Origin of the sequence: Roseateles toxinivorans (genome assembly GCF_004362525.1) — a bacterium.
Lineage (GTDB): Bacteria > Pseudomonadota > Gammaproteobacteria > Burkholderiales > Burkholderiaceae_C > Paucibacter > Paucibacter toxinivorans.
Genome location: NZ_SNXS01000004.1, coordinates 644,655 through 660,207 on the forward strand (window position 1 = coordinate 644,655; position 15,553 = coordinate 660,207).

Sequence of the window (15,553 nt, forward strand, 5' to 3'; positions counted from 1 at the left end):
CTCAGTTGCTCAGCGAGTCGGCGTAGGGCTTGGTGCCGTAATAGGAGTGGATGCTCTTGGCCCAGGCCGGGTCGGCCATATTGGGCCATTGGTCCTGGTCGAAGCCGGGAGCTTCTTCGAGGCGGGACTTGTCCACATTCAGGGTGAAGCGCTTGTTGACGGTGTCAAGCGTCAGTGCGCTCCAGGGCACGGCAAAGAGCTTGTCGCCCATGCCCATGAAGCCACCGAAGCTCAGCACCGCATAGGCGACCTGGCCGCTGTGCATGTCGAGCATGATTTCCTTGATATCGCCCAGGTCATCGCCGGCCGCGTTGTAGACGTCATTGCCGGTCAGGGTGTTGGCGCCCATCAGTTCCGGGCCCGGGCCGGTGCCCGCTTCGCCCTTGTACATGCCGTAGGGGTCGCGTTCTGTGTAGTTCATGGGGTGCTCCGATTGCAGGTGAGGTGTTGTGGGTGGCGCGGCAATTTGCTGCGCTGGCCCGAAGTTAGGCCCATGTGTGCCGGCCGTCTGTTCGCCAGCGCACCCAGCTCAGTTCAGGCGGATCTCGCCGCTGTCGCTGTTGTTGTCGGGCGCCGTGCCGCTCAGCGCCGCCTTGGTCAGCTCGTAGAGCTGGGTGATGCGGCTGTCCTTCACGTTCCAGTAGTGGGCGTGGCTGATCTTGACCTGGACGAGGCCCAGGTCGGGGTCGTTGATGCCGTCAGCGAACCACAGCTCGGCCAGCGGCGACCACAGCGCGGCGGTTTTCGCAGGGTCCTCGACCAGGCGGGCCAGACCCGACACCGACACGTACAGGTCTTTGCCGGTGTGCACATAGGCCAGATTGACGTTGCTGTCATGGCTCAGGTCAATCAGGGGGGAGCGGTGGCGGGACATGAAGAACCACAGGCTGCCATCCTCGTCGATCTGCTGGTTCTGCGTCGTCATCGGGCGCGAATGCAGATGGCCGTTGGTATGGCGGGTGGTGAACATCGTCAGCTTGATGCCCTTGATCAGCTCCCATAGCTGCTCTCGCGGTTGTAGGGTGGTTTGCATGGGCGACTTTCGTTGGTGGTGCTTGCGTTGCACAAGGGATTCGTGCCACGGGCCATGGCTCAAGCTTGCACCTGGGGCTCTGGTGCCGACGTAGGACGAGGGGCCGTCTGGCCGCAGGGCCATGACTTGCGCGCACCCGCCCTGTAGGTGCAGAGGCCGCCCGGGTGTCGGTGGATGCTCATTTGCTGCGATGCAGCATCCACAACCCTGCAAACGCCGTTAGCCTGAGGTCATGCCCAGAAAACGCAAGACCTCGCTATGGCCCATGGCGCTCTTCAAGGCCGCAAAGTCGATGACGCGGGCCTTGCGCAGGGTGCGCCCTGTGGTCAGGGCCCCGCGCGGCACCGGTCTGTGGAGTTCAGGCGCGGCCCTCGGGCCGGCCGGTATGCGGCGCTACCACTTGCTGCTGCCTCCCGGCTTGAGGGTAGGCGAGCGCCTGCCGCTGCTGGTGATGCTGCATGGCTGTGCCCAGGACGCCAACGGCTTTGCCTTGAGCACCCGGATGAACCGCCTGGCGGTGCAGCAGCGCTTTGCCCTGCTCTATCCCGAGCAGGACCGCCATGCCAATATGCAGGGCTGCTGGAACTGGTTTGACACCGACAGCGGCCTTGCCTTTCGCGAGGCGGCCACGGTGCTGGCAATGATCGATCAGGTCTGCCTGCTGCCTGCGCTCGATCGCACCCGTGTCGCCGTGGCCGGTCTGTCGGCCGGCGCCAGCCTGGCGGCGCTGCTGGCCAGCCGCTACCCTGCGCGTTTCGCCGCCGTGGCCATGCACTCGGGCGTGCCGCCTGGGGCGGCCCATTCCACCGCGTCGGCCCTGCGCGCGATGCGCGGCCATGCGCCTGAGCCTGCGTCCATGACCCTGAGCGCTCTGCCGCCTCTGCTGGTGATACATGGCACGGCCGACAACGTGGTGGCCACGGGCAATGCCCTGGCCGCCGCGCAGCTGTGGGCCGGGGCGGCCGGCGCGCAGCCATCGGCCAGCCGCGTGGTACGCCGCGGCCAACGCAAGCCGATGACGGTGACCGACTTCAAGCAGCGGGGCCGCCTTGCAGTGACGCTGTGCGAGATCCAGGGCCTGGGCCATGCCTGGAGCGGCGGCGCGGCCGGTCAGCCCTTCAGCGACGCCAGCGGCCCCGACGCCTCGCGGATGATCTGGTCCTTTGCGCAGCGCCAGTTCGGCATGGTGCGAACAGCGGACAAGACCGTCGCCGTGGGTTTGCAGGCTTGACTTCAATCAATCAAGCTCGACCCCTCTCTCACTCAGGAGCCTCGACATGACCCGTTTGACCGCCAAGGACTTTTCCCCCGACGTGCTGCGACTGTTCGACCGCTATGTGCATGGCGACCTGAGCCGGCGTGGCTTCATCGATCAGGCCGCACGCGCCGCCGGTGGCACGGCCGCCGCGGCGGGGCTGCTGGCCGCGCTGAGCCCGCAGTTTGCGCAGGCCCAACGCGTGGTGCCCACCGATCCGAGAATAGCCACGCGCACGCTCAGCTTCGATTCACCGATGGGCAATGGCCAGGTCAAGGGCTATCTGGCCAAGCCGGCAAGGGCCACGGGCAAGCTGCCGGTGGTGATCGTCGTGCACGAGAACCGCGGTCTGAACCCGCATATCGAGGACATCACCCGCCGTCTGGCCCTGGACGGCTTCCTGGCCTATGCCCCGGATGCGCTGGCGCCCTTGGGCGGCTACCCGGGCGACGAAGACAAGGCGCGCGAGCTGTTCGGCAAGCTCGACGGTGCCAAGACCCGCGCCGACTTCGTGGCCGCCACCCGTGCGATGCTGGGTTTTGCCGAGGGCAATGGCAAAGTCGGCACGGTCGGTTTCTGCTTCGGCGGCGGCATGGCCAACTATCTGGCCACCCAGGTGCCGGAGCTGGCGGCGGCCGTGCCCTTCTACGGCGGCCAGCCGGCGGCCGCCGAGGTGCCCAGGATCAAGGCGCCACTGCTGATCCACTACGCCGGTGTCGATGAGCGCATCAACGCCGGCTGGCCCGCCTATGAAGAGGCGCTGAAGGCCGCCGGGGTCAAGTATGAAGCCCATATCTATGCCGGCACCCAGCACGGCTTCAACAACGACACCACGCCCCGCTTCGACGCCGCCGCCGCCGATCTGGCCTGGAAGCGCACGGTAGGCTTCCTAAAGGCGAATCTGGCGGCTTGATCAGTTCTTGCGGAACAGCGCCAAGGTGCCCAGCACCGCCTCGCCGCGGTTCTCGCGCAGCTTCGCTCCCTCCAGCAGCCGGGTCTCGAAGCCCTGGGCGGCGGCCAGTCGTTCCAGGTAGTGGCGGGCATGGGCGAAGCGGCGGGTCGGGGGCAGAACGAAGTCTTCGCTGCCCTCATGGGCCTCGACCGAGAAGGCGAAGTGCCCACCCGGGCGCAGCGCTCGGTGGGTGGCGGCGAACACCGGGGCCAGGTCTCCGATGTAGACGAACACATCGGCCGCCAGCACCAGATCCTGGCAGGCCTGCTGGGGCTGCAGGTGCTCGATCAGCTCGGCGCAGACCAGCTCGTCGTAGAGATCCAGATCGCGCGCCTTGGCCAGCATATTGCTCGACAGATCGACGCCCACCAGCCGGCGCGACATCGGCTTGAGCAGGGGGCCGCAGAGGCCGGTGCCACAGCCGAGGTCGAGCACGTCGGCGTTGCGGGGAGAGGCCAGGCGCTCGATCATGTCGCACAGCAGCTTCGGCGTCTGGTACTTCAGCAACTGGGTCAGGTGCTCGTCGAAGCGGTCGGCATAGTCGTCGAACAGGGTCGCCACATACTGGCGCGGTGAGGCCGCCGGGGCTTCCTCCGTGCCCAGCGCGCCGAGTGCGGCCAGGTGGTAGCGCAGCTCCTCGGCGTTGCCGCCCAGCGCAATGGCCTTGCGGAAGTTGTCGGCCGCCGCCGCTCGGTATTCTTCCTTGCGCTCCGGGTGCTGCTCGGACAGCATGGCCAGCAGCTCGCTGACGTTGAGCCGCGCCTCCAGCAGATCCGGGTCGATCTCCAGCGCACGCTCCAGGCTGGCCAGCGCGTCCTGCGGGCGCTTGAGCTTGCGCAACAGCTTGCCGCGATTGGCCCAGGCCTTTGCGTTGAGCGGCTTCAGCGCCAGCGAGCGCTCGTAGCTGGCCAGTGCCTCGTCAAAATGCTTCGCCAGGCTGAGCGCAATGCCCAGGCTGTTGTGGGCGGCGGCGCTGTCGGGCCGTACCTCGGCGGCCTTTTGCAGCAGGGTGATGCCCTCGGCCAGCCGGTTGCTGCGCGCCAGCAGGCCGCCGAACAGGTGCAGGGCGTCGAAGTGCCTTGGCGCCCGCTTCAGCAGCTTGCGGTACAGCGCCTCGGCCTGCGACAGCTGCTGGCGCTGCTGCAGGGCCAGCGCGCGCTGGCATTCTTCGTCAAGGGCTCTGAGCGCGTGGTGTTGCGGTGCGGGCATAGATGGGTGGGGGCCGGGCGACGGAGCTATTGTGGGCCCAGCGGGCGTGGCTTTGTGGCGAGGATGCGCTGGTACTCCGCGCTGCCGCGCGCGCTGGCAATGGCCGCCCAAAGCTGAGTCACCAGGGCCGGATGACGGGCCCGGAACTCACGGGTGACGATCAGGTAGAGGTTCTGCTGCATAAAGGGTTGGGGCAGAACCTCGATCTTGCCGGCGAAGCGTGTCTGAACCAAGGCCTGGCCCTGTTCCTCCTGCAAAACGGCCAGCGGAATGCGCCCGCGCTCAAGCTTGCGCAGCACCTGCTCGGCGGATGGTGCCTTGTCGTCCAGTGGCACGCCCAGGCGTTCCAGCTCCAGGCCATAGCTGAAGCCGAACTGCACGCCGATGGCGCCATGGTCTAGATGGTAGAAGCGTTTGCCGTCCCAGTCGGCGGTCGAACCGCTGCGCCGATAGACCATGAAGCGCAGCTGGGCCAGGCTAGAGCCGGCATCGGGTTCGCCACCCTTCATCGGGTAGCTCAGCCATTGCAGGCGCTCGGTCGAGAACACGCCCACCAGCGCGTCGGCCTGGCCGCTGCGGCTGTCCTGCAGGCAGCGCGCCCGCGGCGCCATATGGTTTTTCAGCTGCACAGGCAGGCCGCGCAGCGCCAGCCGTATCAGCTGCTGCGAATAGCCGCTGCCGTCGGGCATGGTGTAGGGGTAGAAGGGAACGTCAGCCGTGCACAGGCGCAGGGTCGGGGCGGCCTGCAGGCTCGCGGCGACGAGGCTCATCAGGGCAGCCAGCAGGGCATGCCGGATCGACTCCGGCGTCCGCAAGTGGCTTGCGCCGCGTACAGCTGAGGGTCTAGGCAACGGCGCTCCTTGGGTAATTGCGCGATTGTGGATCGGAATCCGGGCCGCTGGTATTCTTGGCCGATGACAGCATTTGACAAGCAAGGCCCGCGTACCGGCCCCAGTACCGACAACGTTCATGCCGACCGTCGCTTCGGTGTAGAGCATGGCGCCATCCACAAGCCGATACACACCTCGGTGCAATACGGCTTCGAGCGCGTCGAGGACCTGATAGGCGTGTTCCAGGGCACGGTCAAGGGTGGCTACAACTATGCGCGTCAAGGAACGCCGACGACAGCCGCACTCGAAGCCAAGCTCACCCAGCTGGAGCAGGGCCTGGGCACGATCAGCTTTGCCACCGGCATGGCGGCGATCTCGGCCGTCTTCCTGACCCTGCTGCGCAAGGGCGACCACATCATTTCCAGCCGCTATGTGTTCGGCAACACCAACAGCCTGCTGGGCACCCTGGAGGACCTGGGCGTCGAGGTGAGCAAGGTCGATGCGGGTTCGGCCTCGGCCGTGGAGGCGGCGCTGCGGCCCAACACCCGCATGGTATTCGTCGAGACCGTGGCCAACCCCGGCACCCAGGTGCCGGACCTGGTGGGCATAGGCGCGCTGTGCCAGGCGCGCGGCCTGGTCTATGTGGTGGACAACACCATCACCTCACCGGCGCTGTTCCTGCCGCGCTCGGTCGGTGCCAGCCTGGTCATCAATTCGCTGACGAAGACCATTGCCGGCCATGGCGATGCGCTGGGCGGCGCCGTCACCGACACCGGCCTGTTCGACTGGCAGGCTTTTCCGAACATCTTCGCCGCCTACCGCAAGGGCGACGCCAGGCAATGGGGCCTGCAGCAGATCCGCAAGAAGGGCCTGCGCGATATGGGCGGCACGCTATCGTCCGACGCGGCACACCGCATCAGCGTCGGTGCCGAGACGCTGCCGCTGCGCGTCCGCCAAGCCAGTGCCACAGCACTGGCCCTGGCCGGTTGGCTGCAGGCCCATCCCAAGGTCGCCGCCGTGCACTACCCCGGACTGGAATCACACCCTCACCATGCCCGCGCCGCCGAGCTGTTCAAGGCCGGTTCCTGGCTGCTGAGCTTCGAGCTGCGCGACCCGGCGGACCTGGTACAGGTGCTCAACCGTCTGCAGCTGCCGATCAAGGCCACCGGCCTGGGTGATACCCGCACCCTGATCATCCCGGTTGCGCCGACGATCTTCTGGGAAGCCGGGCCCGCGGTGCGCGCCGAGATGGGCATCGCCGACGGCCTGATACGGCTGTCGGTCGGGCTGGAAGACGAGGCCGACCTGATCGCTGATTTCGCGCAGGCGCTGGGCTGAAGAGGCTGGCAGAGGGGGCCGCGCCTGTGCGTCAGCGCACAGACGCGGGGCCAAGACCCGGCGATAAGTGGGCATTACCGCAACCCAAGGAGCCCCTCCATGTCCAGCAACGTGACCATCGTCGGCGAAGTCAGCTACCGCGAGGGTGACGGACCGATGATGCTGATACGCCCCGGCCTGTGCGAGCTGGACTTGACAACCAGCGACGCCACCCTGGGTTGGCAGGAGGGCGACAACCGCCTGTCTGCCGTGATGCCGCGCGGGGATTTCGAGCGCTTTGTCAAGAGTGGGGCGGTTCGAATGGAGGCGGCTCGGGCTTGAGGCGGGCCGCGCCGCCGCCGGCATCAGGCGCGTAGGGCAAGCAACTCCGCCTTGCGCGCGCTGATTTGTACCCCCAGCGCGACCATGTTCAGTGAGGTCGCTTTCGCTTTGGGGAACATTTCGTTTTGCTCCTCCTTCACATGGTGCTTGACGTACTCGGACAGCACCTTGATCTTGGCGTCGAACATCTCGCCATCGGGCTCGACGCCTTCGACCTGAGCGATCAGGTCTTTCAGCGTTGCATGTTCCACCGTCGCTTCGGGCACCAGCAGTTTATCTTTCAAAGCCCGCTTGACGGCCGGGTAGAAGATCTCCTCCTCGACCTGGGCGTGCACGCTCAACTCGGTGCAGATCTGCGCCACCAGCCTCTTCTTCTTGGCCACGGAACGGGTCTTCTCGTAGTCGGCGAACAGGCCGCTGACGAGTTTGTGGTCGGCGCGCAGCAGCTCTGTGGCGGCTTGCGGTCCGGCTTTCTTCTTTGGCGAGGTCGCCTTCTTTGCAGCAGTTGCCATGTCTATTCCGATCCTGGTGTTGAGGGTGGGCAGGGCACTTGTTGCGCCGAGTCCCTAGCTCCGTAATCTGAGGCTTTGCGCCCGGACGGTCTGTGCGTTGGCGTACTTCGCTCGCAAAAGGCCCATGCGTCGGAAGTTCTGCGAAAAACATCTGTATGCCATCCATATGGATGGTGCTAGGATGTCGCATGAACCGCAAACCCCTTTCCCCGGCGCCCAAGGCCAAGCCCGCAGACTCGGAGAAGATCACCATCAACCTCGGCTTCGTCGATCTGGGCCAGATCGACCTGCTGGTGGCCGAGGGCTTCTACGGCAACCGCAGCGACTTCATCCGCACGGCCATCCGCAACCAGGCGGCCAGCCATGCCGAGGTCGTCAAGCAGGCGGTGGCCCGCAAGATGCTGGTGCTCGGGCTGCAGCACTTCAGCGCCGCCGATCTGCGTGCGCTGCAGGCCGCCCATCAGACGCTGCAGGTGCGGGTGCTGGGCCTGGTCACGATTGCCGACGACGTCAGCCCCGAGCTGGCGCGGGCCACCATCGACTCACTGGACGTGCTGGGTGCGCTGCATGCCAGCCCCGCCGTCAGGGCTGCACTGGCCGATCGCCAGCGCTGAAGCGCAAGACTCCACTCACACAAGGATTGAATGAACCACACACTGCAGGATCTGATGCGCGATGCCGCCCGACTGACACAGGCGGGGCGCCTGAGCGAGGCCACCGCGGCCATCCAGCGCGCCCTGGGCGGCGGCCCTCGGCTCGCAATGCCCGTGGCCACGCTTGCTGCCGCCGGCGAGGTGCTGGAGGGCTGCGTGTTCGAGAGTGCGCCCCAGCGGACCGCAGGCAAGCCTGCCCCGGCCAAAGCGGATGACGGTGAGTTCCGCGCCGGCTCGTACACCCATTCGTCCTTGACCCGCCAGTACAAACTCTATGTGCCACCGGAACGGGCAGGGCAGGCGCTGCCGCTGGTGGTGATGCTGCATGGCTGCACGCAAAACCCCGATGACTTTGCCGCCGGCACCGACATGAACAACCGTGCCCGAGAGCAGGGCTTTTGCGTGCTCTACCCGGCCCAGGGGCAGGAGGCCAATCCGTCACGCTGCTGGAACTGGTTCAAGCACAGCCATCAGACCCGCGAGCGCGGTGAGGCAGCACTGATAGCCGCGCTGACCCGGGCCGTGATGCAGGAGCAGGGCACGGACCCGCAGCGGGTCTTCATCGCCGGCCTGTCCGCCGGTGGGGCCATGGCCGGCCTCGTGGCCGCTGCCCACCCCGAGTTGTTCGCAGCGGTCGGCGTCCACTCCGGCCTGGCGCCCGGCGCCGCGCGCACCTTGCCCGAGGCGATGGCGGCGATGAAGGGCGGGGCCGCCCCGGGCCATGCCCCCGTGTCGCTGTCCATTCCGTTGATCGTCTTCCATGGTGATCAGGACTCGACAGTGCATCCCCTGAACGGCGAGCAACTGATCGCCGCCGCAACCGTTCAGGGAGGCACTGCCTCGCGCATCGAGCCAGGCCAGTCGGCCCAGGGACGCCGTCATACCCGCACCCTCCACATGGGGACGGATGGCAGCGTCGCGGCCGAACACTGGCTGCTGCACGGAGCCGGCCATGCCTGGGCGGGAGGGCAGGCGACGGGCTCATACACCGACCCCAAAGGCCCCGACGCGACCCGGGAGATGCTGCGCTTCTTCTTCGAGCATCCGCGCCAAGCTGGTCATTGATGGATCGCGCCTCGTCTGTGCGAAGGCGCACAGACGAGGCGCGCTTCGCCGGCGTACAAGCATCACATGCCATCCGATGCAAACCCGTCACCGCCACCGCCCGGAAGCCTGGCGGCGCTTGAGCTTGCGCTGGAGCAAAGCCAGCAGGTCAAGGCCAAGGTCGAGGCCTGCGTGGAGGACCTGTCCAGCAGCAATGACGCCACCAAGACCGCCATCGCCGAGGGCACGCAGTTGCTGTCCGCCCATGCCGTGCTGGTCGAGAGCGAGGCGGTCGAAGGCCGTGTGCAGGAGGTTGCCGACGATCTGCACGACGCGACCGAGGCGCTGAGCCAGGGCATAGACGACCAGAAGCTGACGGCCGCAGTCCTGAACCAGACCGAGCAGGAACTGGCGCAGACGCAGGTCGCCCTGGCGATCTCGCAGGCGGCCGAGCATCAGGCGAATCTGCGGGCCATGCACGACTCAGCCACCGGCCTGCCCAACCGCGAACTGTTCGATGACCGGCTGGAGCAGGCCATCGCGCTGGCCGCGCGCCATCGCTGGACCCTGGCCGTGATGTTTCTCGACCTCGACGGCTTCAAGGCGGTCAACGACACCTACGGTCACGCGGCAGGCGACGCGGTGTTGAAAGAGGTCGCCGCACGGCTGCTGAACCAATCCCGGGAGGAGGACACCGCCTGCCGCCACGGCGGCGACGAATTCCTTTTTCTGTTGCTGAACCCTGGTGACGCCGCCAACATCGAACGCCTGGCCGGGCTCGTGATCGCCGAAGTCGAGCAACCCATTCCATTCGGCGACCTGCAACTCAGCATCAAGCTGAGCGTGGGCATCTCCATGTATCCCCAGCAGGGCACGACCAGCGAGCAACTGGTCAGGTGCGCCGACGGCGCGATGTACAAGGCGAAGGCCAAGGGCGGTGGCATCGTGGTCTGCTGACCCGGCCCGTCAGCTGACCGCGGAAACAAAAAAGCCGTTGCTTCACAACGGCTTCTTGCTGGTTGGTGGAGAGGAGGAGGATCGAACTCCCGACCTCCGCATTGCGAACGCGGCGCTCTCCCAGCTGAGCTACCCCCCCGAACCGTAGAAAAGTATAGCGTGGGTTTTTCGCGTCGCGACACCGGTTCAACCCGAGGTTTGACGGGCGTCATGCCAGGCGGCCAGCAGCGCCTGCTCGCGCTCCGGTTTGAGCTGGCGGGCAAGGCTGGCCTGGCCGGCCGGCGTATTGACCCAGGCCAGGGTGCTGCGCAGGGTGTCGGCGATAGTGCGGCAGTGCAGGCCGTGTGCGCGAGCCTTGCTGCAGTCGACGCGCAGCATGCCGGCAAGGCTGACGTCGGCGCTGGGTATCCACAGCGGCAGCTCGACCCAGGCGCCCACGCCCTGCTGCTCCAGAAAGGCCTCGCTGACCCAGGTCACGCGGGCCTCGCTGTCAGAAACCGATCGCGCGGTGTCCAGCACCTCGCCGAGGGTCAGGTCTGAGGGTCCGCTGGCGTTGAAGTCGTCACGGGCGCCTTGCTCCACCAGGGTCAGCATGAAGGCGGCAAGGTCGTGCACGTCTATGCACTGAGCGGGCAGGTCGGGGGCTACCGGCGCCAGCACCTCGCCGCCGCGGGCGATGCGGTCGGCCCAGTAGCCGAAGCGGCCGGAGGGGTCCTGCTCGCCGACGATCAGTCCGGGGCGGACGATGATGGGGTGGGCGGCATGGGCCATCAGTTCGCGCTCGCAGGCAGCCTTAAGCGGGCCGTAGGTCTCGCCGGTTACCGCCTCGACGCCGCTCATGTCCTGCTGATGGAGCTGCGCGCTCTCGGTCATGCCGGGCTCGGGGAGGGCCGCGAAGGCCGAGATGCTGGAGACCAGCAGATAGGGGCAGCTCGGTCGCAGTGCCTCGATCGCGCCGCGCACATCGGCGGGCAGGTAGGCGCAGGTGTCGATGATGGCGTCCCAGTCGCCGGTAGCGCGGGCCAGGTCGGTCTTGCGGTCGCCGAGGATGCGTTCGACGCCAACCGGTGGGACGGCGCTGCTCTTGCCGCGCTGGAACACGGTGATCTGGTGGCCGCGGGCGAGGGCGGCGCTGACGAAGGCCGAGCCGAGGAAGACACCACCGCCGATGACAAGCAATTTCATGGTTGTGAGGGGCCGGCACCGGCCTGACCCCGAGGGTGACTCTGGGCGGTCAGTGTAGGGGCCCAGACCCGATCGGCGCCACTTTTGCGACACTGCTTGTCATTCCACCCAACCCGTGAGTGCCCATGCCCCGTTACGCCGATCCCGAGCCCGATCCCGCCTGGCTCGACGTGCAATACAACAACCGCGCGCGCATTGCCGACAGTGCCGACATCTTCCAGCGCTGGCAGCGCGCCTCGGCGCTGTCGCGCGAGCGCTCCTCCTGCAGGCTGGGCCTGGCCTATGGCGACGGGCCTGATGAACGCCTGGACCTGTTCACCACGACCAGCGCGGCCGCGCCGGTGCTGGTGTTTCTGCACGGCGGCTATTGGCGCTCGCTTGACAAGGCCGACCACTCCTTCGTCGCGCCGTCCTTCGTGGAGGATGGCGCGCTGGTCGTGGTGCCCAATTACAGCCTGTGCCCGGCGACGAGCATGGACCGCATCCTGCTGCAGACGGCGCAGGCGCTTGCCTGGACCTACCGCAACGCAGCTTTGCATGGCGGTGACCCTCAACGCATCGTCGTCATCGGGCATTCGGCCGGCGGGCAGCTGGCGGCGATGCTGCTGTGCTGCCGGTGGCCGCTGCTGGGCAGCGATCTGCCTGCCGATCTGGTGAAGGGGGCGATGGCTATCTCGGGCCTGCTTGATCTGGAGCCGGTGCGGCGTTCGCCCTACCTGCAGCGGGATCTGCATCTGACCCCGGCCCTGGTTCGCAAACTCAGCCCGGCCTATCTGCCGGCGCCCAGCGCCCCGCTGTATGCCGTGGTCGGCGGCCTGGAGAGCGAGGAGTTTCTGCGCCAGAACCGGCTGATACGCAAGGCCTGGGGCGCCAAGACGGTGCCGGTATGCGAGCCGATAGCGGACTGCAACCACCTGACCATCCTGCATGACCTTGCCGACCCCCTGGGCCGCTGCCATTTGCTGGTCAACGAGTTGCTGGGCCTTGAGGCCGCCGGGAGCAGCCTGCCATTGGCCCGCATAGCGGCCACCTATGGCAAGGATTGACGCTTTGTATTGCGGCAAGGCACGGCCTGGGTTACCGTCTGCGGGTGCTGCTGAGGCACCACGTTGAGTCGGCAGCCGCTTTGGAACACCACCACGAACTTCAACTGGAGAGCGATCATGGGCTTGAAAGGATCGAAGACCGAGCAGCACCTGAAGGACGCCTTCGCGGGCGAATCGCAGGCGAACCGCCGGTATCTGTATTTCGCCAACAAGGCTGATATTGAAGGGCAGAACGATGTGGCGGCGCTGTTCCGCTCCACCGCCGAGGGTGAGACCGGCCATGCGCACGGGCACCTGGAATTTCTGGAAGCGGTAGGCGACCCCGCCACCGGCCTGCCGATAGGCTCCAGCCGCCAGAACCTCGCCGCCGCCGTGGCCGGCGAGACGCATGAGTACACCGATATGTACCCCGGCATGGCCAAGACCGCCCGGGACGAGGGCTTCGACGAGATCGCCGACTGGTTCGAGACCCTGGCCAAGGCCGAGCGCTCGCATGCCAACCGCTATCAAAAGGCACTGGACGCCCTGGTCGACTGACATGCCGATGTAAGCACTTCAACGGTTATGCGGCGCTCTCGGGCGCCGCAATCGCTTGGCAGCCTGGAGCCACCCATGAGCATGCGCGAAGGCAATCTCGAAGCCCCGACCCGGCATCCGCTGGACTGGAAGAATCCCGAGTTCTACGACGAGGACAAGTGCCTGCACGAACTGGAGCGCATCTTCGACATCTGCCACGGCTGCAGGCGTTGCGTGAGCCTGTGCCACTCGTTCCCGACGCTGTTCGACCTGGTCGACGAGAGCAAGACGGGCGAGGTGGACGGCGTGGCCAAGGCCGACTACTGGAAGGTGGTGGACCAGTGCTATCTGTGCGACCTCTGCTACATGACCAAGTGCCCTTACGTGCCGCCGCACCAGTGGAATCTGGACTTCCCGCACACGATGCTGCGCGCCAAGGCGATCAAGTTCAAGAAGGGTGAGGTCAAGGCGGGGGAGCGCTTCCTGGCCTCGACCGATGTGCACGGCCAGTTCGCCGGCATACCGGTGGTGGTGCAGGCCGTCAACGCCGTCAACAAGACCGGGCTGGCGCGCAGGCTGCTGGACAAGACGCTGGGCGTGCATCCCGAGGCCTGGATGCCCGAGCTGGCCGGCCAGCGCTTTCGCTGGGGCGCCAAGTCGGCCGGCACGGCCACGGTGGTGACCAACGGTGAGCGCACGCCGGGCAAGGTGGCGATTTTTGCCACCTGCTACGTCAATTACAACGAGCCGGGCATCGGCCATGACCTGATCAAGCTGCTGGAGCACAACGAGATTCCGTACGTGATCGTCGAGAAGGAAAGCTGCTGCGGCATGCCCAAGCTGGAGCTGGGCGATCTGGAGTCGGTGGCACGGCACAAGGAGGCGAATATGCCGGTGCTCGCCCGCTATGCTGCGAAGGGCTATGCCATCGTCAGCGCCATTCCCAGCTGCACGCTGATGTTCAAGCAGGAACTGCCGCTGATGTATCCGGACTGCGCCGACACCCAGGCGGTGATGGAGGCCATGTTCGACCCCTTCGAGTACCTGATCGCCCGGCACAAGGATGGTCTGCTGAAGCTCGATTTCAAGACCGCCCTGCGGCGTGTCAGTTACCACATTCCCTGCCACGGCAGGGTGCAGAAGATAGGGAAGAAGACCGAGGAGATGTTCAAGCTGATTGGGGCCACGGTGCAGGTGCAGCTCAATACGGTGGAGCGATGTTCCGGACACGCCGGCACCTACGGCGTGAAGACGCTCTATCACCCGATCGCGATGAAGATCGGCAAGCCGGTGTTCAAGGCCATGGCCAAGGACGAGCCCGACTACATCAGCAGCGACTGCGCCTTGGCCGGCCACCATATCGCGCAGGGCATGGCGCAGGCGGGCACGCCGGCGAAGAACCTGCAGCACCCTTTGAGTTTGATGCGTTTGGCCTACGGCCTGAGCTGAGGAGTCTTGCCATGACCATCACCATAGACAGCCTGATGAGCCTCGAGGCCTACACCCGCCAGCGCAAGGAGTCCAAGCCCCGGGTGATCGCCCACCGCCGCCTGCGCAGCGTGCGCTTAGGCGAGCACCTGAACCTGCAGTTCGAGGACGAACAGACGGTGCGCTACCAGATCCAGGAGATGCTGCGCATCGAGAAGATATTCGAGGAGGAGGGCATACGCAGCGAGATCGAGGCCTATGCGCCGCTGGTGCCCAATGGCTCGAACTGGAAGGCGACGATGCTGATCGAGTACCCCGACCCGCATGAGCGCAAGCGCGAACTGGCCCGGCTGATCGGTGTGGAGGACCGGATGTTTGTAGAGGTCGAGGGCCACCCGCGGGTCTATGCCATCGCCGACGAGGATCTGGACCGCGAGAACGACGAGAAGACTTCGGCCGTGCACTTCGTGCGCTTCGAGTTCCCCAAGGCAGCGAGAGATGCGCTGCTGGCCGGTGCGGGAGCCAAGCTGGGCTGCGACCACACCCATTACCCGGCCCATGTGCAGATTGCGCCGGAAACGCTGGCCAGTCTGGCCGGCGATCTGCGGCCCTAGCTAGGCCCGCTCGTTCAGCACATTGCCCTTGGTGTGGACCACATTCGTCTGGTTGTCCAGATTGCGCTGCAGGGTGCTGAGCAGGTCCTGCGTCGTGGGCAGGCTGGCGGCGCTCCCGGTCTGGGAGCTTTGCAGGTCCTGCAACACCCGGCCCAGGGCGGCTTCGAGCGAGCTGACCGAGTCGCCGCTGGACAGCTGCGAGGTCAGCGAGGCCAAGGCGGCGGCAAAACTGGATGACTCGCCGGTGGTCAGCGGCGGTGAATGGGCGTGCACGGCCTGGAACAACGCCTGCATCAGCCGGCCCAGATCGGTCTTGCGCTGGCTGCTGGCGGCTTCATCGGCCTGGCTGGTGGCTTCTGCCGTGCCGGCGCTCAGCCCCAGTTGCTGGAAGGTCAGCTCCATCGCGTCGGCCAGGCCGCCGCTGCCGCGGCTGGCGCTCTTGGCCGCAGCGGCATAGCTGTCGGCCTGTCGTTCGATGCGTACCGGGGTGGTGCTGGCCTGCGTTGCCGAGGGCACGGCGTCCGTACGGCTGGGCGGTGCGATGCCGGGTAATCCATTCAAGCTCATGATGAACTCCGATGCAGGAAGCAAACGTGTTGCGTTCTGTGCCGGGGGCCGGGAACCGGCCTGGATGCTTGAGAACGCGCCAATGGGGGTTGT

At 66.4% G+C, this 15,553-nt stretch carries 18 protein-coding genes and 1 tRNA gene; 11 read left to right on the forward strand and 8 right to left on the reverse strand.

Annotated features, from left to right (window positions below; translation table 11 throughout):
• Position 1: 1 nt before the first annotated feature.
• Complete coding sequence (locus DES47_RS18025) at positions 2-421, reverse strand: PRC-barrel domain-containing protein (protein ID WP_133702100.1); 420 nt, start codon at positions 419-421, stop codon at positions 2-4.
• A 108-nt stretch (positions 422-529) separates the two neighbouring features.
• Positions 530-1,033, reverse strand: coding sequence for a pyridoxamine 5'-phosphate oxidase family protein (locus DES47_RS18030; RefSeq protein WP_133702101.1), 504 nt, complete (start codon positions 1,031-1,033; stop codon positions 530-532).
• Positions 1,034-1,265: 232 nt separating this feature from the next.
• Between DES47_RS18030 and DES47_RS18035 the strand changes: the two genes are divergently transcribed.
• Both DES47_RS18035 and DES47_RS18040 read left to right on the forward strand, forming a co-directional pair.
• Positions 1,266-2,264 carry an extracellular catalytic domain type 1 short-chain-length polyhydroxyalkanoate depolymerase gene (locus tag DES47_RS18035; RefSeq protein ID WP_133702102.1) on the forward strand — a complete coding sequence of 333 codons (999 nt, stop codon included), beginning with the start codon at positions 1,266-1,268 and terminating at the stop codon, positions 2,262-2,264.
• Between the two features lie 46 nt (positions 2,265-2,310).
• On the forward strand, positions 2,311-3,201 hold the full coding sequence (locus DES47_RS18040; protein ID WP_133702103.1) for a dienelactone hydrolase family protein: 891 nt from the start codon (positions 2,311-2,313) through the stop codon (positions 3,199-3,201).
• On the opposite strand, the gene DES47_RS18045 is transcribed toward DES47_RS18040, so the two are convergent.
• On the reverse strand, positions 3,202-4,449 hold the full coding sequence (locus DES47_RS18045) for a tetratricopeptide repeat protein (RefSeq protein WP_133702104.1): 1,248 nt from the start codon (positions 4,447-4,449) through the stop codon (positions 3,202-3,204).
• A 26-nt stretch (positions 4,450-4,475) separates the two neighbouring features.
• The gene (locus DES47_RS18050; protein WP_133702105.1) at positions 4,476-5,219 is read right to left on the reverse strand and encodes a substrate-binding periplasmic protein; all 744 of its coding nucleotides are present in this window, start codon (positions 5,217-5,219) and stop codon (positions 4,476-4,478) included.
• Positions 5,220-5,363: 144 nt separating this feature from the next.
• On the opposite strand from DES47_RS18050, the gene DES47_RS18055 reads away from it, so the two are divergent.
• Both DES47_RS18055 and DES47_RS18060 read left to right on the forward strand, forming a co-directional pair.
• Positions 5,364-6,617, forward strand: coding sequence for a cystathionine gamma-synthase family protein (locus DES47_RS18055; RefSeq protein WP_133702106.1), 1,254 nt, complete (start codon positions 5,364-5,366; stop codon positions 6,615-6,617).
• Positions 6,618-6,716: 99 nt separating this feature from the next.
• Positions 6,717-6,938 carry a hypothetical protein gene (locus DES47_RS18060; protein WP_133702107.1) on the forward strand — a complete coding sequence of 74 codons (222 nt, stop codon included), beginning with the start codon at positions 6,717-6,719 and terminating at the stop codon, positions 6,936-6,938.
• A 23-nt stretch (positions 6,939-6,961) separates the two neighbouring features.
• On the opposite strand, the gene DES47_RS18065 is transcribed toward DES47_RS18060, so the two are convergent.
• A complete protein-coding gene (locus tag DES47_RS18065) occupies positions 6,962-7,450 on the reverse strand; it encodes a hemerythrin domain-containing protein (RefSeq protein ID WP_133702108.1) in 489 nt (162 codons plus the stop codon).
• Positions 7,451-7,638: 188 nt separating this feature from the next.
• On the opposite strand from DES47_RS18065, the gene DES47_RS18070 reads away from it, so the two are divergent.
• The 3 genes from DES47_RS18070 to DES47_RS18080 all read left to right on the forward strand — a co-directional run bounded on the left by DES47_RS18070 (position 7,639) and on the right by DES47_RS18080 (position 10,104).
• Positions 7,639-8,064, forward strand: a complete 426-nt coding sequence (locus tag DES47_RS18070; protein WP_133702109.1) for a CopG family transcriptional regulator — start codon at positions 7,639-7,641, stop codon at positions 8,062-8,064.
• Positions 8,065-8,094: 30 nt separating this feature from the next.
• Entirely contained in the window at positions 8,095-9,168 is a 1,074-nt protein-coding gene (locus DES47_RS18075; RefSeq protein ID WP_133702110.1) for an extracellular catalytic domain type 1 short-chain-length polyhydroxyalkanoate depolymerase, read from the forward strand.
• Between the two features lie 66 nt (positions 9,169-9,234).
• Entirely contained in the window at positions 9,235-10,104 is an 870-nt protein-coding gene (locus DES47_RS18080) for a GGDEF domain-containing protein (RefSeq protein WP_133702111.1), read from the forward strand.
• A gap of 63 nt (positions 10,105-10,167) precedes the next feature.
• On the opposite strand, the gene DES47_RS18085 is transcribed toward DES47_RS18080, so the two are convergent.
• Positions 10,168-10,243, reverse strand: a tRNA-Ala gene (locus tag DES47_RS18085).
• Positions 10,244-10,290: 47 nt separating this feature from the next.
• On the reverse strand, positions 10,291-11,289 hold the full coding sequence (locus DES47_RS18090; protein ID WP_133702112.1) for a Rossmann-fold NAD(P)-binding domain-containing protein: 999 nt from the start codon (positions 11,287-11,289) through the stop codon (positions 10,291-10,293).
• Positions 11,290-11,414: 125 nt separating this feature from the next.
• Between DES47_RS18090 and DES47_RS18095 the strand changes: the two genes are divergently transcribed.
• From DES47_RS18095 to DES47_RS18110, 4 genes are all read left to right on the forward strand, one after another.
• Entirely contained in the window at positions 11,415-12,335 is a 921-nt protein-coding gene (locus DES47_RS18095; protein WP_133702113.1) for an alpha/beta hydrolase, read from the forward strand.
• Between the two features lie 114 nt (positions 12,336-12,449).
• A complete protein-coding gene (locus DES47_RS18100) occupies positions 12,450-12,872 on the forward strand; it encodes a rubrerythrin family protein (protein WP_133702199.1) in 423 nt (140 codons plus the stop codon).
• A gap of 75 nt (positions 12,873-12,947) precedes the next feature.
• On the forward strand, positions 12,948-14,300 hold the full coding sequence (locus tag DES47_RS18105) for a (Fe-S)-binding protein (RefSeq protein WP_133702114.1): 1,353 nt from the start codon (positions 12,948-12,950) through the stop codon (positions 14,298-14,300).
• Between the two features lie 11 nt (positions 14,301-14,311).
• Complete coding sequence (locus DES47_RS18110; RefSeq protein ID WP_133702115.1) at positions 14,312-14,893, forward strand: DUF3501 family protein; 582 nt, start codon at positions 14,312-14,314, stop codon at positions 14,891-14,893.
• Here the strand turns inward: DES47_RS18110 and DES47_RS18115 are convergent, their stop codons facing one another.
• Positions 14,894-15,460: a hypothetical protein gene (locus DES47_RS18115; RefSeq protein WP_133702116.1), complete on the reverse strand. Its 567-nt coding sequence runs from the start codon at positions 15,458-15,460 to the stop codon at positions 14,894-14,896.
• Positions 15,461-15,553: the final 93 nt, after the last annotated feature.